The organism is Paraburkholderia sp. SECH4 (assembly GCF_030511745.1).
GTDB classification, from domain to species: Bacteria; Pseudomonadota; Gammaproteobacteria; order Burkholderiales; family Burkholderiaceae; genus Paraburkholderia; species Paraburkholderia madseniana.
In genome coordinates this window covers 174,681-197,545 of the sequence record NZ_JALOCP010000010.1, presented here as the reverse complement: position 1 = coordinate 197,545, position 22,865 = coordinate 174,681, and the positions used below count along the sequence as shown (strand labels likewise).

The following is a 22,865-nucleotide window of genomic DNA, read 5'->3' as shown; positions in this document are numbered from 1 at the left end:
CGCATCGGCATCACAGGCCGTGAACGAGGATAGCCTCCAGGTCGTCGTTCTCTTCCTCCGGTCCATGCAGCCGCAAGGTCGCTTCGATATGATCGAGATGTTCGTCCATGAGCTTTTGCGCCAGCTTGACGTTGCCCGCTTCCACTGCGTCGATCAGACGCGCGTGTTCGTCGTGCAGGCACGCCTGCGCAGTCGGCGCGTTGTAGAGCAGGATCGTCAGGCACGTGAGCATCTGCAAGCCACGCATGGTCCGCTCGATGAAGCGGTTACCCGACACCTGCGCGAGCATCACGTGGAATTCACCTGATAGCCGCACCGTGGCACGCCGGTCATCACGCTTACGAGCCTCGTCTTCCTGTGCCACATGCGCGCGCAAACGCGCCAGGTCCTTCTTCGTGGCGCAACGGCACACCTTTTCGATGATCGGCAATTCGATCTGACGCCGCGCCTCGAACAACTCGCGAGCTTCTTCGACCGTCGGGCTCGCAACGAAAGCGCCGCGATTCGGCACGATGGTCACAACAAGCTCGTGCGACAGTTGCTGCAACACCGCGCGCACCGTGGTACGGCTCACACTAAAAATAGCGGCGAGCCGATCCTCGGCGAGCTTCGTGCCGGGCTGCAGCCGATGCTCCGAAATCGCATTCATCAAGCGCTCGTAAATCACGTGGCGATGAGCTCCGTCAAAGGAGCCAGCCACTTCAGTGTCGGCTGTCTTTGCCCTCTTCTTATCAGTCGGCATGAAAGGGTCCTGGTAGTAAGTTGGATCACGATGAGGGCAACGCGCGCGGTTGACTGCGCCGACTGCACACCTCAGTCACAGTGCGAATTATCGCCCATATTGCACACAAGTTATACGGCGAATTGTATTTTCATAACGAAAACAAATCGTCTGCGAAAGCGAATTTGCTTCCCTATAGCGCACCGGAAAGGGGTCCACAACGCGATGCCCATTGAGCGTGCTTAGCGCGACATGACGGTGCAAAATTGCCCTTTAGGCAACATCGCGGTGCATTTTCAGAAGGCTCGTCGGTGCATTATTGTGTACAAACAACCATAATTTTATAAAACAATATGTCCATCATCCTGTAAACAAAGAGATCCATCAAAGTGCACACAACTCGATGCCCGCTGGCACGGTCTTCGCTAAAACGTGGCCAAGCCCTCGCATCCGGCAGCCCATCTGCCGACGCGATTCCCGACGCCCCCGTGAACCCGTCATGCAAAAACTGCTCCTCGCGCACGGCAGTGCGCTTTCTAATCTCGCGTTGTTCGTAGCGGTCGATGCCGGCCTGTTCGAGCGCCATGGCCTGCAGGTCGAAGCACCGCCGCTGGCCCAGTTCGGTTCCACCGCCGCCTTGCTGAGAAGCGGCGAGGCTGACCTTGGCACCACAGGCTTTACACAGCCGCTGGTCGATCATGCCCGGCCCGATCCGCTGCGAATTGTCGGCGGCAGTGGCAAGCTCGGTATGGCGCTTATGGGTCTGCCAGGCCTTTCGATGAGCGATCTGCGTGGCCAGCGCGTGGGGACTTTCGCCGACGATCCAATGGAAGTCCTGTTGCACGATGCGCTGCGGGTACGCGGGATGGCCCCCGTGCAGATCGAACGCGTGCTGTACCCATCGCTCGCCAAGGCGGTCGACGATCTGACCAGCGGCCGCCTCGCGGCGCTGACGTTGATCGAACCGTGGATTTCCCGCCTTCGGATGCGCGGCTTCGAGGTACTTTGCGACGGCTTGCAGGCATGGGGCGGCGACTATCCCGACACATTGCTCGTCGCCCGCAAGAGCTTTCTTGACGCACATCCTGAGATCATCCGCGCGGCCTTGCGCGCGATGCTCGATGCGCAGGAAGCGATCACGAACAATCCCCGCGAAGCCCTGCGCGCCAGCGCGCACCGCTACCCCGAATTCACGTTCGATGAACTGCTGGCCGGCATCGCTGCGCAGCCGCCAATCATCGATATTCGCCCGCTTCGCGAGTGCATTCTCGCGCGTGCCCAGTCGCTGGAAGCACTCGGACGAATGCAGGTTTCTGGCTCGATCGGAGAGATCTTCAGCTTCGACCTGCTGGCACAAACGCTTGCGCAGTCGCCTGCGGAAACTTTCATATCCCCATCTGCCGTTCAACCTCTCTAAGGACCACGCGATGTTCAGGAAATTTGTTCAGCAAGACCCGGATGGTTACCCATTGACCGAACTCGGCAGCACGCGACGCGAATTTCTGATGCGCGGCGCGTGCCTGGCCGGCGCCGCGGCGTTGGGTGGTGCTTATCTTCCACAGGCTATGGCGGCCGGCCCGCTGACCCTCAAGGCGACGCACGGCACGGGTCTGTGCAATTGCCCATTCTTTCTCGTCAAGGAACGCAATCTCGCGCAGGGCGTCACGCTCGACTTCGTGACGACGCCGTCGAACGCCGACATCGCCGCGCTGTTCGGCGCGGGCGTGGTGGATGTGTCCGTCGTTCCGTACACCAACTTCATGACGCTCTACGATGCCGGCGCACCAATCAAGATCGTTGCAGGTTCGGGCGCGCAGGGTTGCGTAATCGTCGCGCAGCCGGGCATCACGTCGGCGGCGCAACTGCGTGGCAAAACCATCGGCACATTCCAGGCAGATACGCTCGAAATGTTGCCCTACGACTACCTGAAGAAAGCCGGAATGAGCTTCGCCGACGTCAAGGTGCGCTACTTCGGTACGTCGCCGGAACTCGCGCAGGCTTTTATCGCCGGGAACGTCGATGCGATGTGCCACATCGAGCCTTACGCAACGCAGGCATTGAAAGCGAGGCCGGGCTCTGTGCAACTCTCGAACGGCGTTGACGTCTACGGCGCGAACTACAGCGACTGCGTTCTTGCCGTGCGCAGCAAGCTGCTACACGAAAACCGCGATGCGGTGAAGGCGCTGATCAAGGCAATGATGGTCGCCCAGCATCAGGAAGAGCTGGACCGTGCTTCGGCTGTCAAGGACACCGTCGGGAAATACTTCAAGACGAGCTATGACGCCACACTCGATGCGGCCTCGAAACAGCCGGCAATGATCGATCAGCGAAGCAACCAGAATTTCATCCTGCAGCGCGCGCAGAACCTCAAGGATCTCCGTTACATCAAGCGGCTGCCCGGCCCCGAAATGTTCGACTGGGGGCCGCTCAATGAGGTGATTAAGGAAAACAGCGATCTCTATGGCCAGCTCAAGCTGAAATCCGCATGAAAGCCGATCCGACGACCCTCTTCGCGCACCGGCGCGTGGTGCGCCCGGCAGCAAGTGGCCGGCCACGCTCCGACCTTGTCCGGCGACTCGTGCCACTTGGTTGGGGCGTCGCCTCGCTGGCGTGCTTCATTGCCGCATGGGAATTGGCGTGGGCCGCAGGTTGGGCAGATCCCCTTCTGTTGCCGCCGCCGCATATCTTCCTGCGCAACTTCGCATCGCAAGCACAGTACTTCATTCCGACTGATGTAATTGGCGAGACTTCGAACGCAACAGCGCTGAAGTCGCTCGCCATGACCATCGTCGCAACAACGTTGCGGGTGTTAAGCGGCCTGGTGCTGGGCTTCGTCTGCAGCGTGGCGATGGGCATCGCGATCCGCTACTTCCGCCTGTTCGGCAACCTCACCCTACCGACTATTACGCTGCTGGCACCCATTTCGCCGATCGCGTGGCTGCCGGTTGCGATCTTCCTGTTCGGAATCGGTAATGCACCCGCTGTATTCATGGTGTTCATTTCGCTTTTTTTCGTCATGACCGTCTCGACGATCAGTCAGATCGACAACGTCAGCCGCACCCATCTCAACGTCGCCGCTGTGATGGGCGCGACACGCGCGCAGACTTTCCGCCACGTGATTCTGCCGGCCATCCTGCCATCGCTCTTCATGGTGCTGCGCATGAACCTGTTCGGCGCATGGATGGTGGTGCTGGTGGCGGAAGCAACTGGCGTCGGCAGCGGGCTCGGCCAGGTTGTCATGCTCGCGCGCAATACCTTCAACTCGAGCCTGTCGTTCTTCACGATGACGCTGATCGGCATCACCGGCTTTGCCTTCGACGTTGCGTTGCGGATCGTCCAGCGCAAAGTGCTGTTCTGGGTTCCGAATAACGGCCTGGGGAAATGATATGAGCCAGAATGAATCAACTTCCGTGCAACCGCCGCTCGTCACCTGCAAGGGCGTCGGCAAGACATGGCAGACAGACGGAGCACCGTTCGTTGCCTTGCGTGACATCGATCTGAATATTGCGCGCCGCGAGTTCGTCGTGTTCCTGGGCCCAAGCGGGTGCGGCAAAAGTACACTGCTCTATCTAATCTCAGGACTGGAACAGGTATCCAGCGGCCGCATCGTGTGCGGTGGCGCGGAGGTGCGCGAACCGGGCACGGACCGCGGACTCGTCTTCCAGGACGCCTCACTCTTTCCGTGGCTAAGCGTGGGAGAAAACATCACCTTCGGCCTGAAAATGCAGCACATGCCCAAGGAAAACCGGCGGCGTGTCGCAGAGGAAATTCTCGAGCGCGTCGGCTTGTCCGAAGCCATCGACAAACGGCCCGACCAGCTCTCGGGCGGCATGCGCCAGCGAGTAGCAGTGGGGCGTTCACTCGCGCTGAAACCCGAGATACTGCTACTCGACGAGCCGTTCGCCGCGCTGGACGTGCAAACGCGTGCGAAGATGCAGGATTTCCTGACCCAGGTCTGGCAGCAAAGCAACGTGTCGATGGTGTTCGTCACTCACCACATCGACGAAGCCATTGCGCTCGCCGACCGTATCGTCGTGTTTACGGCACGCCCCGGGCGCATCAAGACCATCATTCCGGTCGATCTGCCTCGTCCGCGGGACACGCGCAGCCGCGCGTTCCACGATCTCAGCGTCCACCTGACCGACCTGATGCGCGATGAAGTCGATCGCGCCTTCGCCGAGCAGGAGCGGGTCCGATGAATTTGTCGGTAGCCCTCAGCACACTTCGCGTCGCTGCACTGCAATTGCCTCCCTGCACGACCGACCTCGCCAACAACGAGGCCGCAGCATTTGCCGCCGTGCGCGCCGCCGCCGCTGAAGGCGCCCAGTTGATCGTCTTGCCCGAACTCTCCATGGTGCCGTACTTCGCAAGCGCGCCGGGCGGGCAATATCGTGACTGGGCGGAGCCCGCCGACGGTCCCCTCGCCGCACGCTGCTCCACGCTGGCCAAGGAGTGTGGCGTCACCCTGTTCGTACCGTTCTACGAAGTCGATCCCGCGACTGGCCGGTACCACAACGCCGTGCTCGGCTTCGACGCCAACGGCAAGCCGCTGCGCGCCGGCCCGGTTGCGCGCAAGCTTCACCTGCCAGTCGGCGACGACCCGCCGCCCGGCTACGACGAGGCCGCGCACTTCACGCCCGGCGACGCACTGCACGTGGTGCAGGTAGGCTCGTGGCGCATCGGCGTTCTGGTCTGCTACGACCGCCGCTTTCCGGAATGCTGGCGCGCGTTGCGTGCGACCGGTGCGGATCTCGTCCTCGTGCCCGTCGCGGGCAGCGGGGGCGACGATATGGATTTCTTCGTCGGCGAACTGCGCACCCACGCGCGGGAGAATGGGCTGGCGGTTGTTTGCGCCAACAAGATCGGAGACGAATTCCTCGATGGCGCGCGCATCGACAACTATGGCGAGTCGTGTGTGATCGCTGCCGACGGCGCGATGCTCGCGCACCGACGCGGCAACGAAGGGCCCGGCATCGTCAGCGCGACGCTCGCGCTTGCAGACATCGCGGCGACCCGCGAAAAGCTGACCTACTTCGACCACCGGCGTGTCGATCTATATGACACGCCATCGTTCTGAACCATTCCTCTATTCAGGTGAAAGCAACCATGTCCGAAACATTGATTGTCGCTGGGTGGATCGTGAAGGGCGTTACCAACCGGCACACCGCCGACATCATCCGCCACGGTGCGCTGTATCAACGCGACGGCGTGATTGTCGAGATCGGCGATGCGCAACAGCTGATCGCAAAGTATCCGAACGTGCCGCGTCTCGGCTCGCCCGATACGGTGTTGCTGCCTGGCTTCGTCAACAGTCACCATCACGTCGGCCTGACGCCGCTGCAACATGGCTCTCCGGACCACGCGCTGGAACTGTGGTTTGCAAGCCGGATGGGTGCACGCGAGATCGATCTTTACCTCGATACCCTGTACTCCGCCTTCGAAATGATCGCGTCCGGCATTACGACTGTGCAGCACATCCACGGTTGGCGACCGGGTCCGTTGTCGTCGATACATGAAGCCGCTTCAGGCGTTCTCAAAGCGTATCAGGACATCGGCATGCGCGCGTCGTACAGCTTCGCCGTGCGCGAGCAGAATCTGCTCGTCTACGAAGCCGACGAAGACTTCGTTAAACGTCTGCCGGCGGACATCGGAGCGAAGCTCGCTGCGCATCTGAAAGCGCAGCAGGTCCCTCTGGCCGACCATCTGCAGTTGTTCGACATGCTAGTGCAGGACAACGAAGGCCAATCGCTGACTCGGATTCAGCTTGCGCCTGCTAACCTGCACTGGTGTAGCGATGACACACTGCTTGCCATCAAGGAACGCGCCGACAAAGCAGGCGTACCGATGCATATGCATTTGCTCGAAACCGTCTATCAGAAGGAATACGCGCGCCGCCGAACGGGCAAGACGGCCGTCGCGCACCTGAACGATCTCGGTCTGCTCGGTCCGTCGCTAACCCTTGGCCATGGCGTGTGGCTGACGGAAGCAGACATCGAAATGGTCGCCCATACCGGCACCTGCATCTGCCACAACTGCAGTTCGAATCTACGCTTGCGCAGTGGCGTGGCGCCCCTGAACGCGTTTTCGAAATACGGTGTGACGGTCGGCATGGGACTCGACGAAGCCGGTATCAACGAAGACCGCGACATGTTGCAGGAGATGCGCCTCGCACTGCGCGTACACCGCACGCCGGGAATGGACGATGACGTGCCGACTTGCCCGCAGATATTGAAAATGGCCACTGAGGACGGCGCTCGAACCACCCCATTCGGCGCACAAATCGGGTGTCTGGAAAACGGACGTCTGGCCGATCTGGTGCTGATAAACTGGAAGACCGCCACGTATCCGTATCAGGACGACAACATTCCCATGCTGGATGCACTCATGCAGCGCGCCAAGACGAATGCCGTCGATACCGTGATGATCGAGGGCGAGGTTGTGTATCACGAAGGCCGCTTCACCCGCGTGGATCGCGATGCGATTCTGCGCGAGATCGAGCAGACACTGGCGAAACCGCGCGCCTCGCAGGATCAGGTTAAACGTGAATTGGGTTCAGCGGTGTTTCCTTACGTGAAGGCGTTCTACAGCGAATATTTTGCGCAGACGCCCAAGCGGGAGCCCTTCTATGCTCCCTCGTCACGAACTTGATCGGAAGACACATGCCCCCGAAGTTCTGACTTCAGATCCTATGCGCGACGAGCGGTCGTTCGAGCGATATTTCGCCGCGCCGGAGACCAAAGTGCTGCATCCGCTCCCGCACGCGTCAGGCGACGTCGATCCGGTCACCATTTCCTTCTACGACGAAGAAGGCATCAAGTCCGGCAACCTCGGTGAACGGCCTGCCTGACTGCTGCGCCAGGCTTGAGCAGATCTGATAGCGCAGGTTGCAGAGGCGATCCTGCTGGGCATGACCGAAATCGCCGTTGTAGTGGAGCACTTCGGACCGCTGGATGCGACGTTGATCGATTCGAAACTGGGATAGGCGCCATATTGGTGGTGGGCGGCGTTTGCCTCGCTGCGGCGGTGGAATTCATGCAAAAGCTCGTACGTAGCATGCCTCCGGCAGCTCCGAGCAGATTCTCATTGCCTCCGGGAGGCACAAACTGCGTGTATCCGTTGGAACTTCGCCGCTCAACCTCCTCGTTGGAGATCGGTCCGGTGATAACGCCAGCATCGGTAAGCAAGAGCCTGCCGCCAGGTACCAACAGTCTCGCCATTTCATCGAAGAACATTTCACGGTTACGAAGATGAACCATGACGTCCACTGAGATGACCGCATCGAATGATGAATCGGCGAACGGAGTCGGCAAGTTCAGATTTCTTGGTCCATGGATGATCGGCAACCTGGTCGAAACCCATGTCCTGGCTGTCAACGATCCTGCTTGCGACGTCGAACGTGCGCAACGGGTGCCGCTGCCGATAATGACTCGAGGCAGAAATTGATGAACGCCTCGACTTTCGCAGCTCGATGGCGCCGGGATGGAAAGAGCGCATACAGCGGAAATCTTTCGTCCGACCAGTCCGGGAAGAGGTCCACGAGCAAGCCATCACGCATTGCCTGCTCGACGCCAATCTCCATCACCTGGGCGATGCCAGCGCCGGCTATACACGCGCCGAGCATGGTTTCCACGTCCGACACAAGGAGGCGGCCCTCCGCGGGTATCTCCGTGACCTTCTTACCGCGATGGAACTCCCACTCAAAGGGCTTGGCCGTGACCGGGTTATAAAACATGATTCGCTCATGTTTGCCCACCTCCTGCGGATTTCCTGGCTTCCCGTGCTCAGCCACATACCGTGGAGAGGCGACCGTAATGATGCGCGTCTCGAGTAGCTTGCGCGCAATCAATGTTCCCATCGGCGGGGGCCCAAAGCGCACCGCAAGGTCAAATCCATCTGCCACGAGGTCGCCGACGTCGTCGCGCATGATGAGTTCGAGCGAAAGGTCAGGATGATGTGCCAGAAAATCTGGCAATCGTGACGCCAGCACCGTCCTTGAAAAGAACGGGTCAACGTTAACACGAAGCTTTCCCTGCACAACATTCGCTGAACCCGATGCCGCCGAAGCCGCCTCCTCGATGCCTGTCAGATGCGGACCAACCGCGTCAAATAGACGCCTCCCTTCGTCGGTCAGCGTCTGCGAGCGCGTCGTCCGGTCAAGCAGCCGTACGCCTACCCGCTTCTCGAGACGTGAAATAGCACGGCTAACGCCCGATGGCGACAATCCGAGAGCGTCTGCTGCGCGCACGAAACTGCCGCTCTCCGCGACTGCGGCAAGTACGGTGATGCCAGAAAACAACCGACCATCAAACGTCATGCCCTCTCCAATGCTCGTCTCATTTAGATAGTTTAATCACGAGTGATTTGAGTAGCACATACTTTATTCAACAATCAAAAAATGAGAAATTGTCCTCCTGAACGCTGCGGCGGCCTTCGCTGCAGACCTGAACCGGCTTGGGAATGCATCAATGGAAACTTTGAAGACACAGGGAATTGAACTGCCACGCCTCGGATTTGGCACATACCGTATGCCGGGTGGCGGCTGCCAGCCGGTAGTCGAAAGCGCGCTGGAGCTCGGATATCGACACATCGACACTGCCGAGATGTATCAGAACGAGGAAGCTGTAGGCGCCGCAATTGCCGCGTCGGGTCTCGGACGGAAGCAACTGCATCTGACGACCAAGGTATGGCACGAGAACCTCAAGCCGGAGTCCCTCCGGCGCGCGCTGGACGCCAGCCTCGGAAAGCTCGGTGTCGACTATGTTGACCTGTACATGGTGCATTGGCCGTCGCGTGACATGGACCTCAGCGCCATCATGGAGACAATGCTAGGCTTTCTGCAGAACGGCACAGTCCGCTCAATCGGTGTGTGCAATTTCAACATGACGATGCTGCGAAAAGCTATCGAGGAAATCGGCGCACCCATCGCCTGCCACCAGATTGAATACCACGCGTTTCTAGACCAGTCGAAAATGCTGAGCTACTTGCGTCAGAAAGGCATTCCACTCGTCGCCTATGCCCCGCTTGCACAAGGCAGGGCAGCGAGCGACCCCGTACTTCAGGGAATCGGCGTCAAGCATGGCGTGACCGCTGCCCAGGTTGCTCTTGCGTGGCTTCTGGAACAGGACGGGGTGGCCGTTATTCCTAAGGCTCAACGCCGCGAAAGTCAGAAATCCAATCTCGACGCGCTGGCGGTGAAACTCGACGATGATGACCGGCACGCTATTGCGGTGTTGCCGAAGAACCACCGTTTCGTCACTCCGCCGTTCGCGCCGGAATGGGACGCGTAACCGTTGTCTTCGCACCGCAGGCAGTCCGTCCGCTAGTCATCGCCGCGGCTCTGGTGCGCAATCGAAGTTGATTCATCGACATCCGTTTAACAGAACTTCAGATTCTCGCGTGAACCGCCGTCGATTGCGGCAATCAATTTCAACTCATGCGAAACATTGCCTCGGAAGCAACAACCCTACTACTTCAGAGCGGCGAAACGGAAGGTTGAAATTGAGCAACCCGCCTCCAACTCGGGTTGGGCCCCGACACACGCGTACAAACAACATGAAAACTGGAAGCAAATTCAGGCTGGTCGCAGCAGCACTCCTTCTTGCAAGCGTCGGAACGGCAAACGCCGCCGGTTGCCTTAAGGGCGCTGTCGTCGGTGGTGTGGCCGGTCATTACGCCGGTCATCACGCGGTGGTCGGCGCGGTAGGCGGATGTATTGTCGGTCACCATCTCGCGAAACAGCACGCACAGGAGCAGGCGGCGCAGCGTGCGGCGGCACCGCGAGCAACTGCTCATTCTGCTTTTTAAGGCTGGCTTAATCCAGGTGTCCTGACGCTTGCATTACATCGACGTCATGTTTGGATTTGGATGCCCGGAGTGAGCCACCACTTGTTCCTTGCATCTACGAGACGCGGACGTTCACCGAACACGACAGCGGGCAGGTCACACGTGTCGCAATAGGCCGACGAACTGTCGACAGAAAATTGGTTGTGTGGCTGACTCCGAGGCCGGAAAGCCGTGAATTTATGCGTTTGGCTTTTCGTACCAGACGTAGTGACGAGTGACAACAACGCGATGGTGGCGGTGATTGACGATCACCATCATGCCCCTGCCGCAAGCGCCCAACCGCGAATGTCAGTCTGATTGCGACAGCGGACAGGCCTCATTGCGGCACTGGAGCCGTAATATTGCCACCAGCCCCTGTCCCTGCTTTATCGTCGTCAACTACGCTTGAGCCATGACCGGATAAGTGTCCCGATTCATGACTTTTTTGTCATTTCCCGTCCATCTTGACGCAAGGATGTCTTTCTATAATTATCTGTCTGCCATTTCGAAGAGCACTGCCGAGGCGATGCCAAGAGAGTTGCCAGCATCGGCATTTGATTGACTCTGCCTCAGCGCGATACGCTGTGCAGACGCAATTAGCGTCATGTACTATCTGCATTGAATGCACGACTTGCTGTGCGAGAGGGTTTTCATCATGCGTATCCTGATCGTCGAGGACGAACCGAAGATGGCCTCGTATCTTCGCAAAGGCTTAATGGAGGCAAGCTTCATCGTCGATGTATCTAACGATGGCAACGACGGTTTGTTTCTCGCGCTCCATGAAGACTACGATCTCATCGTACTCGACGTCATGCTCCCGGGCCTCGACGGGTTTGAGGTGCTCAAGCGCTTACGCGCGCAAAAACGCACACCTGTGCTCCTCCTGACCGCGCGCGATGCGGTCGAAGACAAGGTCGCCGGACTTGAATCAGGGGCGGACGACTATCTGGCGAAGCCGTTCGTCTACTCCGAATTTCTTGCGCGAATTCGCGCGGTGCTGCGCAGACCCACGCAATCGGTCGACACCGTGCTGCGTGTCGGCGATATGGAAATCGACCTCGTCAGGCGCCGTGTGCGTCGCGGGAACGTACGCATCGACCTGACTGCGCAGGAATTCACGCTTGTGAAACTGCTCGCCGAGAGGCAGGGCGAAGTGGTCACGCGCACAATCGTCACGTCACAGGTCTGGGACATGAACTTTGACAGCGATACGAACGTTGTTGAAGTGGCTGTCAAATGTCTGCGCACAAAGATCGACAACCCATTCGAGAAGAAACTAATCCATACGGTCCGTGGCATGGGCTATGTGATGGAAGAGCGACCATGACTGCCGTGGATGGAGCGTACTCGCTGCTCAGGCGTCTGAGTCTCGCTTTTACTATCGTCGCCATATTGGTGCTCTCGATGGCCGGCGGCCTCCTCTATCATTCGCTCTCCAGCCAACTCAGGCAACGCGACGACAGCGAGATTTCGGTCAAGCTCGACGAGTTTCTGGCGGCCGCTCGCAGATACGGCTCGGCGGAGGCGATTGGCAGCAATAGCGACCTGTTTCGAGAGGAATTGCTCGCGCATCCCGCAATCTCATTCGCCATACTGGATAGTCAAGGAAGGATATTGGCCGACTCGGGCCGGCGGGACCAGCGCTTGCGGTCGATTGGGTCGGGCAATCCGGCAGAACAACAGCCTTATTCATGCTCTCCCCCGTCCATCGGGCCTTCGCGCTGCGTATTCGGCGACGAAACGCTGCCTTCAGGCGAAGCGATACGCGTGCTGCTCTCACATGAAGCGGCGACGCGCGACTCCGTTCTTCGCGAGTATCAAGGCGATGTATGGCTCGTGCTCCTCGGTGGTTCCGCGCTGATGGGTTTGCTTGGCTACGCCATCGCAAAGCGGGGATTGTCTCCGGTCAAAACCATCGGCCAGCGAATTTCGCGCATCGAAGCCCACAATCTTGGCGAGCGCCTCGATATAGGCGGTGGTCCCGTCGAACTCCATGACATCGCGGGTCCAGTGAACCGGATGCTCGACAGGCTTCAACGTGCATTTGAGCGACTCTCGCAGTTCTCGTCCGATCTGGCGCACGACATGCGCACGCCGCTCGCCAACATGATCAGCGCATCCGAAATCACGCTTTCGCGTCAGCGATCCACCGAGGAATATGAAGCGCTTATCGACTCGAACATCGAAGAATGCCAGCGCCTTCAACGGATGATCGAGACCATGCTGTTCCTCGCGCGAGCGGACCACTCAAAGGAACCGCTTCGGCTGGACGTACTCGATTGCCATGAAGAGTTCGCAAGGCTCACCTCGTACTTTGAAGGAGTGGCCGAAAACAAGGGCGTCCATTTCGGCATCGACGGCGCAATCCAGGTTCGCGCCGATCCGTCGATGCTTCGACGCGCCGTCAGCAACCTCGTATCGAACGCGCTTGCGCATGCCGACGCCGAATCGGAGATCGCGCTGCGTGCCTACCGGTCTGGCGAGTACGTCGCCGTGGAAGTCACGAATAACGGTCAAACCATCCCGCCGGAGCATATCGGCAAGATCTTCGACCGCTTTTATCGTATCAATTCTGCGCGGCAAGGGTCGGCGAAGAACATGGGGCTGGGCCTCGCCATCGTACGATCGATCATGGAGTTGCATCGTGGCCGAGTCGACGTCGTGAGCCGCGCCGGCTTGACGACCTTCACGCTTTACTTTCCTTCCGTTACCGCGTGACACCCTGAGTCGCCGTTCCGCGCAATCACGCGGCATCCTTTTCTCCCAGAGTTCCGTTAGCTGAACCGCGCAAGATGGCGCGCCCGCGTCCGCCTTCCGTCGGCAAGCCAACGGCGCATTCTGCGCGTGCCTTCCCAAGGTGTCCGAAATGACATCTTCCCGCCACCTCGTAATCAGACGCGCAACACGACAATACGCTCTCCAGCACTGAGGGAAGCCGTCGCCATACCTCAGAGTCCTAAGGTCTGTTCAAACATCGAGAGCTATCGTGAACATTCGCTATCGCAAGCGTCTGCAGCTGTCTGTCGGGGGAGCGGGCATCCTCATTCTTTGCGGTGCCCTGCTTTCCCTTCACTCGCGGACTTCCCCCGCGGCTACCGAGTCAGCGCTGCCAGCTACGGCAGTCGATCAGGCTCCGCCGTTGCCCACTACCGTAGACCTCTCACCCGAGGCGCTCGCGAACGTCAAATTGCAGTTCGCGAAAGCGGAGCTTCGGCCCGGTGTGCATACCATTGCCGCTACCGGCATTGTCGCATTCAACGCGAAGCGGCTCGCGCAGCTAGGCTCTCCTTCAAAGGCAAGGGTCGTTGCTGTCGATGTCGCCGCGGGTGACCATGTGCGTGCGGGGCAACGGCTCGCCACGCTCGACGAGTTCGACCTGAGCGACGTACGTAGTCAGGTCGCAAGCGCGTCCGCCGCGGTGGCGGACGCGCGGGCTGCAGCCGATGCGGCCAATGCAGCACTGCAGCGCGGCACCGAGCTCGTCACCGGAGGCGGTATCGCGCAGAGCGAGCTCGACCGCCGCCGTGCTGCCGTGGTCAATGCACAGGCCATGCTGAAGTCGCGGCAAGCAGACCTGCAGAAGTGGCAGGGCATGCAGCAGCGCCTGATGCCGATCGGTGCGCCGGCGAATCGAAGCAATGGAACGGCCACGCTGGCCCGACTGAGCCCGGGCGATTCGTTAGGTGCGCTCGTCGCGCCGTTCGACGGTGTCATCAGCAACGTGGGCGCGGCCGCCGGCGACATAGTCGACACGTCGTCGCCGATTGCGACGCTGGCCGATCTTTCGACAATGTGGGTCCAAGCCAACGTCCCTGAGCGCGAGGCCGCAGACGTACGCCCCGGTCAAACGGTGCTTGTCCACATTGATGCGTATGGCAATCGACAGTTCACCGGCCGTGTCATCGATGTCGCCGACCAGGTCGACATCAACACCGGCACCGTAGCGGTCCGCTGCGAGTTGCCTAACGGTGATGGCTCACTTCGCGCAAACATGTTCGGCACGGTCGAGATCCAGTCGCCGCTCGGTCGGGACACGACGCTTGTGCCCGACACGGCGCTCCAGGATGTGAATGGACAGACAGCCGTATTCATTCCTTCCGGCAACGGCCGTTTCACGTGGCGCGCCGTTCGCACCGGCTACGCCGCCGACGGCATGACGCAGATTCTCAGTGGCATGTCGGCCGGCACGTCCGTCGTCGCCGACGGCAGCTACTGGCTGAAGGCTGCGCTCATGAAGGGCTCCATTCCAGACGAAGGCTAATCCGCGAGCGTATGCCATGATTACCAAACTTGTCGAGGCAGCACTGCGAAATCGCGCCGCCGTGTTGATTCTCGTTGCCGTCCTGATTGTAGCCGGGCTATACAGCATGCAACGGCTGCCTTTCGATGCGGAGCCGGACATCTCGCCGCAGCAGGTGCTGGTGACGACCCAGGCGCCCGGGCTCGCGCCAGTCGATGTCGAGCGCTCGATCACGGCGCCAGTCGAGCTCGCGCTGCAGGGCTTGCCTAGCATGCAGAGCCTGCGCTCAATTTCGCGTTACGGTCTCTCCGTGATTTACGTGCGATTCGCCGACGATACGAACCTGTACCTCGACCGCAATCTGGTCGGTGAGCGGTTGCAGACGATACAGCTTCCACCCGGCACCAGCGCGCCGCAGATGGGGCCGCTGTCGGATGGCCTGAGCGAGATCTATCAGTTTCAGGTACGTGGCCACGGCCAGTCGCTGATGACGTTGCGCACGCTGCTCGACTGGCAGATCTCACCGAAGCTGCGCCAGGTGGAAGGCGTGGTCGACGTAAATGTGAACGGCGGCCTCCTGAAGACCTACGAAGTGCAGGTCGACGACAATGCGCTCACGCGTTATGGCCTGTCGGTCGGCGACATTTTCAATGCCGTTCAGATGAACAACGGCGCAACAGGCGGCGCGACAATCGAGCACAACGGCGGAGAATCGATCATCCGCGGCGAGGGGTTGCTGCGTAACACGACCGACATCGGCAACATCGTGCTTCGTACCGCTGCGGGCGGTGCGCCGCTTTACGTTCATGACGTGGCGCATATCGACGAAGCGCCAATGCCTCGGCTCGGCGCGGTCACGCGTGACGGCAAAGGCGAAGCCGTCGTCGGCGTCGTGCTGATGGGCATCGGGCAAAACACGCGCGTCGTTGCACAGCGCGTGCAGGACGCAATCAAGGAGATCAACCGGACGCTGCCGCCCGGCGTGGAGGTTGCGCCCTACTACAACCGTGCGGACCTGATGGACCGGGTGCTGCATACGGTCGCTCACAACATGGTCGAGGGTGCCGTGCTCGTCATCGCGGTGCTGCTTTTGCTGCTCGGGAATGCGCGTGCAGGGCTGATCGTCGCAATGGCGATTCCGCTGTCGATGCTCGTCGCCGTCATCGCCATGTACGGTACGGGAATGTCGGGCAATCTGATGAGTCTCGGCGCGATCGATTTCGGCCTGCTTGTCGACGGCGCAGTGGTGATGATCGAAAACGTCGTGCGGCGGCGTTCCGAAGCGCCGAATCAGCCGTTACGCCCGCTCGTGCAGGAGGCAGCAAAAGAAGTCTCCCGGCCTGTGACGTTCGCGGTCCTCATCATCACGGCCGTCTACCTGCCGATACTGAGCCTTCAGGGTATTGAAGGCAAAATGTTCCGGCCGATGGCGATGACCGTTATCTTCGCGCTGCTCGCGTCGCTCGTCCTCACGCTGACGGTCATGCCGGTGCTCGCTAGCCTGTTGCTGCGCGGCAAGGTCGCAGAGCGCGAGAGCCGCATCCTTCACTGGGTGCGCCTGCGCTATGAGCCGATTCTCGCGCGTGCCGCGCAACAGCCTGCGCTAACGATGGGGCTCGCCGTCGCGTTGCTCGCGGTCGCGGCCTTCGCCGCCACGAGGCTGGGCGCTGAATTTTTACCGCGCCTGGACGAAGGGGCGCTGACCGTCACGACGACGAAACTGCCCGGCATATCCGTGCCGTCGGCGGTCCAGGCCCAATCCATGGTCGAACGCACGCTGATGCACTTTCCCGAAGTGCAGTCGGCTGTCACGCTCGGCGGCAGCTCGGAGATTCCGACCGACCCGATGGGCGTGGAGCAAAGCGACACCTTCATCATGCTGAAGCCGCAGTCCGAGTGGAAGACGGCGCAAACCCAGGACGGGCTCGTCGCCGAGTACTCCGCGGCGCTGGATCGCGCTGTTCCGGGCTTGGCGCTCAATTGGGCGCAACCGATCCAGATGCGCATGGACGACATGATCGCGGGCGTTCAGGCCGATGTTGCCGTGCAGATTCATGGCAACGATCTGCAAACGCTGCACGATACGGGCGAGCGGGTGGCGGCCGTGATTTCACGAGTGCCGGGCGCGGCTGATGTACAGGCGCAGCAGACGATAGGCCAGCCTTACGTGCGTGTCATCGTCAGGCGCGACGCGGTTGCGCGGTACGGGCTGAATGCTAGCCAGGTGCTCGATATGGTTCAGTCGCTGGGCGGGCGCACGGTTGGGACGATTGTCGACGGTGAGGGCCAGTTCAGCATCCGGGTTCGCATGCAGTCGCAGGATCGCAACGATGTGACGCGAATCGGTGCGCTACGCATCAGCAATGGCGATGGCCGTGAAGTGCCGTTGTCGGAGGTGGCGGACATCCGCATGGAGCCGGGACCATCGACCATTGAACGCGAAGAGGGCCGGCGCGTCATCCTCGTTCAGGCCAACGTGCGAGGGCGCGACCTCGCCGGCTTCGTCGTCGCCGCACAACGTGCGGTCGAGACGCAGGTCAAGCTTCCGCCCGGCTATACGGTTTCGTGGGGCGGCAGCTTCAAGAACCTGCAGGACGCAATGGCGCGCCTTTACGTCGTGGTGCCCATCTCGCTTGTCACGATCTTTGCGTTGCTCTACCTGATGTTCGGCAGTGCCAGCCTTGCAGCGCTCATCTTCTGCAACGTGCCGTTTGCAGCAATCGGCGGCATTTTCGCCCTCTGGATACGCGGGCTGCCGTTCAGTATTTCCGCTGCGGTCGGTTTTATCGCGCTCTTCGGTATTGCCGTGCTCAACGGCGTCGTGCTGGTCAGCAGCATCGTCGAATCGCGCGCTCGCGGCCTGAGTGCCGTCGAGGCTGCGAAACACGCTGCCGCGACCCGGCTGCGGCCTGTCCTCATGACGGCAACCGTAGCGAGCCTCGGCTTCCTGCCGATGGCCTTCTCGATGAGCTCCGGGGCGGAAGTTCAGCGTCCACTTGCGACAGTCGTCATTGGCGGTCTCGTGTCGGCGACCTTATTGACACTGCTGGTTTTGCCAACCGTTTATCCCTGGTTCGATCGCCGCAAAAGCACGGCGCGTCTTGCGCACGTCCCCGAGCGCGAAACGCAATTCGCAGAATGATAGAAGGAGGCTATAACGTGATCGCTCTCAAACGTTCATCCACGCTGTTGATCCCACTACTGCTGGCGGCCTGCGCGGTAGGTCCTGACTTCAGGCAGCCGGCCGCCCCAAGCGGCGCGGGTTACACGCAGGCTCCGCTGCCTTCGAAGACCGCTGCGGCCCCCGGCGCAGTGGGAGAGGCGCAGCAATTCGCTGTTGGCGGCGATATTCCGGGCCAATGGTGGACGCTGTTCCAGTCGCCGGAGCTCAACACGATGATCGACCGCGCGTTCAAGGCGAGCCCAACCATCGCTGCCGCACAGTCCGCGCTTGCCGTGGCCCGTGAGAACATGCTGAGCCAGAGGGGGACGCTCTTTCCGAGCATCGGCGTCGACGCGTCAGGCAGCAGAAATGAAACGGCCACGGCGAGCCTTGCACCCGTCGCCGCGAACAACCAGCGCATTTACTCGCTCTACACGGGCGAGCTGACCGTGTCGTATTCACTCGACGCATTCGGCTTGAATCGCCGCATGATCGAATCAGTATCCGCGCAAGCCGACAATCAGCGTTTCGAACTGGAAGCGGCCTATCTGACGTTGAGCAGCAATCTCGCGCTTGCAGCGTTCAACGTTGCTTCGCTGCGCGGGCAGATCGCTGCGCAGCAGGAGGTGATCAAAGCCCATGTCGAACTCCTCGACATTCTCCGGCGCGAAAGCATGCTCGGTGAAATTGCCGAGGCGGACGTCCTGCAACAGGAAGCAGTGCTTGCGCAGGCGCAGGCCGCGATACCGCCGCTCGAGAAACAACTGGCGCTGCAGCGCGACGCGTTGATCGCGCTCATGGGCGGCTTTCCGAACGAGGATGTCGCGGCCGATTTCGACCTGTCCTCCTTGCACCTACCCGAGGATCTTCCCGTCAGTCTGCCATCGACCCTCGTGGAGCGCCGGCCCGACATTCTTGCCGCGTCTGCGGCATTGCATGCGGCTAGCGCGCAGGTGGGTGTCGCGATCGCCAATCGGTTGCCGCAAATTTCGTTGACAGCCGCCCTGGGAACTTCGCCCAGTGCCATCGCGAACGCATTTACGCCGTACAACCAGTTCTTCACCATTGTCGGGAAGGTCGCCCAGCCGATCTTCCAGGGTGGAGCGCTGCTGCATCGCCAGCGCGCGGCGCAGGCGGCATTCGATCAGGCCAGCGCCCAATACCGCTCAACGGTGATCAACGCATTTCAGAACGTTGCCGATGTATTGCAGAGCGTGCAGGCGGACGCGAAGACGTTGCAGGCGACCGTCAATGCGGAGCAGGCTGCCTCGCGCAGTGTGGCTATCGAACGTGAAAAGCTGCGCTCAGGCGAAGCGTCTTATCTGTCAGTGCTGACCGCGGAGCAGACCTGGCAAATGGCGCGCATTGCGTCGATACAGGCAAGGGCCGCCAGACTGGCGGATACCGCAGCCTTGTTCCAGGCCGTGGGCGGCGGCTGGTGGAATCGGTCCGATTCACTCGTCTCGACGTTCCCGTCAAACCAACCGCGATAAAACAGATCATGAAACGACTTTGTACGATTTTTGCGTTTGCGATCGTGCTAGCCGGTTGCGCGACCCAGTCGCAATCGCGCCATCTCACCTCGAACCGACAGACATCGGATGGCACCGTAGTCGACTACGCTGGCGTGCCCTGCCGCAATCAGAATATGCATGTGAAATCGCCCCTCTGCTTGTATCCGCGGACCCTGCACGCGTCACACGGAGCCCATATGAGGTTTTGATAAATCATCTCCGCTCGAGACGCGCACCGTGTGCGGGATTCTTCAACGACTCGAAGCGCGCCTCGCTGCTATCCGCGAGAATGGCATCGATGGACACAACGTTGTGCACCATGTTGTCGTATTCGATGGCGTTTACCCCTCTGCGGACGACGGCCACAAGATGCTTTTCAACACCCTGCCAGGTCACGTCACACATTACCAAAAGGTCATTTTCGGGCCATGTCGGGTTCATGCGTACGACGCAACAATGGAAAAAACGGAATCGTCGATCTTTTTCGACAGTGGAAACAATCGACGCGGTCCGTCAACTCAGTCCATTGGGGTTCAATTGATGTTATCGCGACTACCTACATTAAACCGTCTGATTGTCATCTCGGCTCTGCTCGCATCGATCGCATCGATCGCAGGGTGCGCAGATTCGCCGAATGGAGCGGCCTACTCCTCCGCTCGCAACGAAACGCCGCGCCGGCCACACGCATATCCCTGCCAAGACATGCATGTGAAAACGGTCAACTGTCCGGTGACCTGAACACACGTGGGGGTTGTCACGTTGTAGGCGGCTTTGTCGCGATAACGATTTCAAGGTGAGCAAAGTCTGATGTGAACAGGACTACCTATGCAGCCAACGAATAGAACTGCTCAGCAGGAATTTGTCGGGCGCCGTTGTCTTTCATCTGCCCCTTGGCGATCATGTGCGCCACCTCGATACCACCAAGCAGAATGCGGGCGCACCGAAAATTCTTGAACCCGAGCATGGGTCGGGTGCGCCGCTTGATCGCGCGGTGGTCCTGTTCGATGACGTTGTTCAGGTACTTCGTCTGGCGGATCTTGATGGGCGTTTCGCGCTCGGCGTTGATGGCTTCCAGCGCAGCCAGATTGGCGCCACTTTTGTCGATCGTCACCGTCTCGGGTTCGCCATTTTGGGCGATCGATTTTTCGAAATACCGGCGCGCCGCGGCCTTATCCCGATGGGCCCGCAACAGAAAATCGATGGTGTTACCGTCCTTGTCGACGGCGCGATACAGGTATTTCCATTGGCCCTTGACCTTAATGTAGGTCTCGTCGACGCGCCAGCTCTTGCCGACAGGGCGTTTGTGACGGCGAAACGCTTTCGCCAGCACCGGCAACAGCTTGAGGGCCCAGCGATGCACGGTTGAATGATCGACCGAGATGCCTCGCTCCTCCATCATTTCTTCCAGGTTTCGCAGGCTTAGCGCATAAGACACGTACCAACGCACGCACGTCAGGATTACATCAAGTGGGTAATGCAGGCGTTTGAGCACTCGAGCCACGGCCGGATTCAGCGTCTTCATCAAGCTTTTAGTCATTAATCTTGTTCCGCACATCATAGCGGACCGCCTTATTGCGACAGAACCGGTTGTGTTGTCGCCACCCTACCCGATCGGCGCGCCTTCACGCAATCACCAGCAGCAGGCGATCCCATTCCGCGGCGACCGGATCAATTGCAGGTGCACCGAACCCACCACCCGCCACGTGCGGGCCGGATGCGCGCGAACACGCCTGGCTGGCTGCGAATTGATTATCCGCTGCCCCCAGCGGTCCCACAGCTGACTCGCAACGCTCGAAAATGCTTGATCAGAGCGGGCCGGACCTTCAAAGCGCCGCTACAGGCATCGGTAGCGATCTGCGGGTAAATTGCGGGTAGAAATTCATATTGTCACTCAGCAATGAGCCATAAAGTCCCGACCAGCAAGGCTCTTCGCGATCCTAAGTTGATCCTGAATAAGGATCAGCACGTCACACCAGTTTGCGGGGCCCTGAGTCGGCTCATTGAGCGTGCCGTTGACCGTCGCGAACGGATAGTTGACCACACCGTAAATATCGCCCTTGAGTGCCGAGGGCAACTCCTGCGATTCGAGGTGCAGCGGTCGCTGGAACTGATTGTGCGCGAGCTGTTGCGTCAGACTCCGGTATCTGTTGCGCAGGCTCGCCGCATTGTCGGCCGATTGCGCGAAGGCGCTCTGGCACAGGCAGCAGAACACCGCCAGCATCGTGGCTATCAGGCACTGTCGCGCTCTCCAGTTGCCTGCAGGGGATCCGGCAGGGCTGCCCATGGACGTCCTCCTACTACTGGCTCAGGTTGCGGGGCGCCGTGCGGGATCGGATCGTGGCGCGCTTGCTGCCCTCGCATTCTTGCAGGCTCTGGCGTGGTTCGTATATCCATAGTCGCCGCTGTTTTGCGATCGGGCGGAATAGACTGATAGAACTCATGCACTGCCGCCTGGCGACGTTCAAAGCGGTCGTTCGTCCGGACCGGTTGATCATCGTCAGTTGAGGAGCCCATACCAGCCTTGACGCCTTGAGGCATCAACGATCGCTGCGGCCGACCAACCGCTACCGCGTCAGCGGCTTCGTTCAACCGATGTTATCGCGGCTGGCACCGGACATTTGAACCTAGCCCAGACGTCGCTCGAACGACAAATTATGTTATGTAAAGTCGAATGCTGGAGATGGCGTCAAGCTATTTCGACCGCTGTTTTCCATAAAACTGTTCCCGTTTTTTGCAGAATTTTGTTCCTGGCATCCAGACCTGAACCAAGCACCGCGTGATGCCAAAGGCCTACCTTCTCCCGCATTGCGCCAGCAACCTCAGCAGGTGCTTTCATCAGTATTCAACTCGGCGTTGCATTTAGGGCCTTCCGGAAAAGCCGCAAAATCGCCTCAAATGTTGGTCTGACGAACAACTTTCTGCAAAACCTCCTGAAGCAAACTTGTTCGCGATGTTTCTGTCAGCCGCAATTCGACAGGCCACGCGCGGGAACAAAATTATGCGAACCAACGACGGTCCAACTGCGGAACGCAGCGGTTCTTGGAGGCCAGTTTCGCCCACTTGGATATCCTGCTGCGCGTCCTATACTAAAAGGGAGCCGCGCGGAAGCCGGCCCCTGAAGCAGAAACGGACGAGAAATCGTTCATTGGGGCGCGGTAGCGGGGCCACGGAAACGCCTGCGTGAATAGCGCGGGCGTTTTCTTTGGGGGGCCTGATGAACGCCACGCCGCAAGTGTCGGCATGCTCACCAGCGCCGATCTTACAGGCCCCATGCCATTCAGTGGCATCGTCTCGGGCCCGGGTCCTCACTAATATGTGCGAAGTGTGGCTACGCCCGCATGAGCGGGTGCAAGGTAACTTGCCCCGGTCACGCACCGCGCAAGCGGGCAAATGCCCCGCTTTGTC

Annotated in this window: 20 protein-coding genes and 2 pseudogenes; 14 read left to right on the top strand and 8 right to left on the bottom strand. The window is 60.0% G+C overall.

Annotated features, from left to right (window positions below; all coding sequences use genetic code 11):
• Positions 1-10: 10 nt before the first annotated feature.
• Positions 11-667 carry a GntR family transcriptional regulator gene (locus M0D67_RS16595; protein ID WP_266239211.1) on the bottom strand — a complete coding sequence of 219 codons (657 nt, stop codon included), beginning with the start codon at positions 665-667 and terminating at the stop codon, positions 11-13.
• Positions 668-1,220: 553 nt separating this feature from the next.
• On the opposite strand from M0D67_RS16595, the gene M0D67_RS16590 reads away from it, so the two are divergent.
• From M0D67_RS16590 to M0D67_RS42105, 7 genes are read left to right on the top strand one after another with little or no spacing between them, the layout of a single operon-like run.
• Complete coding sequence (locus M0D67_RS16590) at positions 1,221-2,138, top strand: ABC transporter substrate-binding protein (RefSeq protein ID WP_171928555.1); 918 nt, start codon at positions 1,221-1,223, stop codon at positions 2,136-2,138.
• A 10-nt stretch (positions 2,139-2,148) separates the two neighbouring features.
• Positions 2,149-3,210, top strand: coding sequence for an ABC transporter substrate-binding protein (locus M0D67_RS16585; RefSeq protein WP_199203072.1), 1,062 nt, complete (start codon positions 2,149-2,151; stop codon positions 3,208-3,210).
• Complete coding sequence (locus M0D67_RS16580; protein WP_154565345.1) at positions 3,207-4,106, top strand: ABC transporter permease; 900 nt, start codon at positions 3,207-3,209, stop codon at positions 4,104-4,106. The genes M0D67_RS16585 and M0D67_RS16580 overlap by 4 nt, the downstream gene beginning before the upstream one ends.
• Position 4,107: 1 nt before the next feature.
• Positions 4,108-4,920 carry an ABC transporter ATP-binding protein gene (locus M0D67_RS16575; RefSeq protein ID WP_266239193.1) on the top strand — a complete coding sequence of 271 codons (813 nt, stop codon included), beginning with the start codon at positions 4,108-4,110 and terminating at the stop codon, positions 4,918-4,920.
• Entirely contained in the window at positions 4,917-5,798 is an 882-nt protein-coding gene (locus tag M0D67_RS16570) for a carbon-nitrogen hydrolase family protein (RefSeq protein WP_154565343.1), read from the top strand. Before M0D67_RS16575 ends, M0D67_RS16570 begins: the two co-directional genes overlap by 4 nt.
• A gap of 29 nt (positions 5,799-5,827) precedes the next feature.
• A complete protein-coding gene (locus tag M0D67_RS16565) occupies positions 5,828-7,369 on the top strand; it encodes an amidohydrolase family protein (RefSeq protein ID WP_154565342.1) in 1,542 nt (513 codons plus the stop codon).
• The gene (locus tag M0D67_RS42105) at positions 7,347-7,568 is read left to right on the top strand and encodes a hypothetical protein (RefSeq protein WP_171928552.1); all 222 of its coding nucleotides are present in this window, start codon (positions 7,347-7,349) and stop codon (positions 7,566-7,568) included. The genes M0D67_RS16565 and M0D67_RS42105 overlap by 23 nt, the downstream gene beginning before the upstream one ends.
• On the opposite strand, the gene M0D67_RS16560 is transcribed toward M0D67_RS42105, so the two are convergent.
• From M0D67_RS16560 to M0D67_RS16555, 3 genes and pseudogenes are all read right to left on the bottom strand, one after another.
• Complete coding sequence (locus M0D67_RS16560) at positions 7,485-7,658, bottom strand: hypothetical protein (protein ID WP_266239192.1); 174 nt, start codon at positions 7,656-7,658, stop codon at positions 7,485-7,487. The genes M0D67_RS42105 and M0D67_RS16560 overlap by 84 nt on opposite strands.
• Positions 7,659-7,914: 256 nt before the next feature.
• Positions 7,915-8,031, bottom strand: a pseudogene (locus M0D67_RS42100) (class I SAM-dependent methyltransferase); the annotation flags it as partial.
• A 59-nt stretch (positions 8,032-8,090) separates the two neighbouring features.
• Positions 8,091-9,035: a LysR family transcriptional regulator gene (locus M0D67_RS16555; protein ID WP_154565341.1), complete on the bottom strand. Its 945-nt coding sequence runs from the start codon at positions 9,033-9,035 to the stop codon at positions 8,091-8,093.
• Positions 9,036-9,186: 151 nt separating this feature from the next.
• Between M0D67_RS16555 and M0D67_RS16550 the strand changes: the two genes are divergently transcribed.
• The 7 genes from M0D67_RS16550 to M0D67_RS16520 all read left to right on the top strand — a co-directional run bounded on the left by M0D67_RS16550 (position 9,187) and on the right by M0D67_RS16520 (position 19,439).
• Positions 9,187-10,008, top strand: coding sequence for an aldo/keto reductase (locus M0D67_RS16550; RefSeq protein ID WP_154565340.1), 822 nt, complete (start codon positions 9,187-9,189; stop codon positions 10,006-10,008).
• Positions 10,009-10,273: 265 nt separating this feature from the next.
• Positions 10,274-10,525: a hypothetical protein gene (locus M0D67_RS16545; protein WP_166618277.1), complete on the top strand. Its 252-nt coding sequence runs from the start codon at positions 10,274-10,276 to the stop codon at positions 10,523-10,525.
• A gap of 673 nt (positions 10,526-11,198) precedes the next feature.
• A complete protein-coding gene (locus tag M0D67_RS16540) occupies positions 11,199-11,870 on the top strand; it encodes a heavy metal response regulator transcription factor (protein ID WP_266239191.1) in 672 nt (223 codons plus the stop codon).
• On the top strand, positions 11,867-13,261 hold the full coding sequence (locus tag M0D67_RS16535) for a heavy metal sensor histidine kinase (RefSeq protein WP_266239190.1): 1,395 nt from the start codon (positions 11,867-11,869) through the stop codon (positions 13,259-13,261). The genes M0D67_RS16540 and M0D67_RS16535 overlap by 4 nt, the downstream gene beginning before the upstream one ends.
• A gap of 421 nt (positions 13,262-13,682) precedes the next feature.
• Positions 13,683-14,804 (top strand): efflux RND transporter periplasmic adaptor subunit, encoded by a 1,122-nt coding sequence (locus M0D67_RS16530; RefSeq protein WP_166618276.1) that lies wholly within the window; start codon positions 13,683-13,685, stop codon positions 14,802-14,804.
• Between the two features lie 16 nt (positions 14,805-14,820).
• The gene (locus tag M0D67_RS16525; protein WP_154565336.1) at positions 14,821-17,925 is read left to right on the top strand and encodes an efflux RND transporter permease subunit; all 3,105 of its coding nucleotides are present in this window, start codon (positions 14,821-14,823) and stop codon (positions 17,923-17,925) included.
• Positions 17,926-17,942: 17 nt separating this feature from the next.
• Positions 17,943-19,439: an efflux transporter outer membrane subunit gene (locus tag M0D67_RS16520; protein WP_168435900.1), complete on the top strand. Its 1,497-nt coding sequence runs from the start codon at positions 17,943-17,945 to the stop codon at positions 19,437-19,439.
• 234 nt (positions 19,440-19,673) lie between these two features.
• On the opposite strand, the gene M0D67_RS16515 is transcribed toward M0D67_RS16520, so the two are convergent.
• The 4 genes and pseudogenes from M0D67_RS16515 to M0D67_RS16500 form a co-directional block, all read right to left on the bottom strand.
• Positions 19,674-19,901, bottom strand: coding sequence for a hypothetical protein (locus tag M0D67_RS16515; RefSeq protein WP_154565334.1), 228 nt, complete (start codon positions 19,899-19,901; stop codon positions 19,674-19,676).
• A gap of 382 nt (positions 19,902-20,283) precedes the next feature.
• Positions 20,284-20,982: an IS6 family transposase gene (locus tag M0D67_RS16510; RefSeq protein ID WP_154565363.1), complete on the bottom strand. Its 699-nt coding sequence runs from the start codon at positions 20,980-20,982 to the stop codon at positions 20,284-20,286.
• 432 nt (positions 20,983-21,414) lie between these two features.
• A pseudogene (locus tag M0D67_RS16505) lies at positions 21,415-21,681 on the bottom strand (hypothetical protein); the annotation flags it as partial.
• A gap of 465 nt (positions 21,682-22,146) precedes the next feature.
• Positions 22,147-22,296, bottom strand: a complete 150-nt coding sequence (locus M0D67_RS16500; protein WP_154567053.1) for a hypothetical protein — start codon at positions 22,294-22,296, stop codon at positions 22,147-22,149.
• Between the last annotated feature and the right edge of the window lie 569 nt (positions 22,297-22,865).

What these genes read in the sequence shown, in the direction of transcription:
- M0D67_RS16590 (WP_171928555.1), top strand. Translation starts at nt 1,221, where the DNA reads ATGCAAAAACTGCTCCTCGCGCACGGCAGTGCGCTTTCTAATCTCGCG.
- M0D67_RS16585 (WP_199203072.1), top strand. Translation starts at nt 2,149, where the DNA reads ATGTTCAGGAAATTTGTTCAGCAAGACCCGGATGGTTACCCATTGACC.
- M0D67_RS16580 (WP_154565345.1), top strand. Translation starts at nt 3,207, where the DNA reads ATGAAAGCCGATCCGACGACCCTCTTCGCGCACCGGCGCGTGGTGCGC.
- M0D67_RS16575 (WP_266239193.1), top strand. Translation starts at nt 4,108, where the DNA reads ATGAGCCAGAATGAATCAACTTCCGTGCAACCGCCGCTCGTCACCTGC.
- M0D67_RS16570 (WP_154565343.1), top strand. Translation starts at nt 4,917, where the DNA reads ATGAATTTGTCGGTAGCCCTCAGCACACTTCGCGTCGCTGCACTGCAA.
- M0D67_RS16565 (WP_154565342.1), top strand. Translation starts at nt 5,828, where the DNA reads ATGTCCGAAACATTGATTGTCGCTGGGTGGATCGTGAAGGGCGTTACC.
- M0D67_RS42105 (WP_171928552.1), top strand. Translation starts at nt 7,347, where the DNA reads ATGCTCCCTCGTCACGAACTTGATCGGAAGACACATGCCCCCGAAGTT.
- M0D67_RS16555 (WP_154565341.1), bottom strand. Translation starts at nt 9,035, where the DNA reads ATGACGTTTGATGGTCGGTTGTTTTCTGGCATCACCGTACTTGCCGCA.
- M0D67_RS16550 (WP_154565340.1), top strand. Translation starts at nt 9,187, where the DNA reads ATGGAAACTTTGAAGACACAGGGAATTGAACTGCCACGCCTCGGATTT.
- M0D67_RS16545 (WP_166618277.1), top strand. Translation starts at nt 10,274, where the DNA reads ATGAAAACTGGAAGCAAATTCAGGCTGGTCGCAGCAGCACTCCTTCTT.
- M0D67_RS16540 (WP_266239191.1), top strand. Translation starts at nt 11,199, where the DNA reads ATGCGTATCCTGATCGTCGAGGACGAACCGAAGATGGCCTCGTATCTT.
- M0D67_RS16535 (WP_266239190.1), top strand. Translation starts at nt 11,867, where the DNA reads ATGACTGCCGTGGATGGAGCGTACTCGCTGCTCAGGCGTCTGAGTCTC.
- M0D67_RS16525 (WP_154565336.1), top strand. Translation starts at nt 14,821, where the DNA reads ATGATTACCAAACTTGTCGAGGCAGCACTGCGAAATCGCGCCGCCGTG.
- M0D67_RS16515 (WP_154565334.1), bottom strand. Translation starts at nt 19,901, where the DNA reads ATGAACCCGACATGGCCCGAAAATGACCTTTTGGTAATGTGTGACGTG.
- M0D67_RS16510 (WP_154565363.1), bottom strand. Translation starts at nt 20,982, where the DNA reads ATGAAGACGCTGAATCCGGCCGTGGCTCGAGTGCTCAAACGCCTGCAT.
- M0D67_RS16500 (WP_154567053.1), bottom strand. Translation starts at nt 22,296, where the DNA reads ATGAAAGCACCTGCTGAGGTTGCTGGCGCAATGCGGGAGAAGGTAGGC.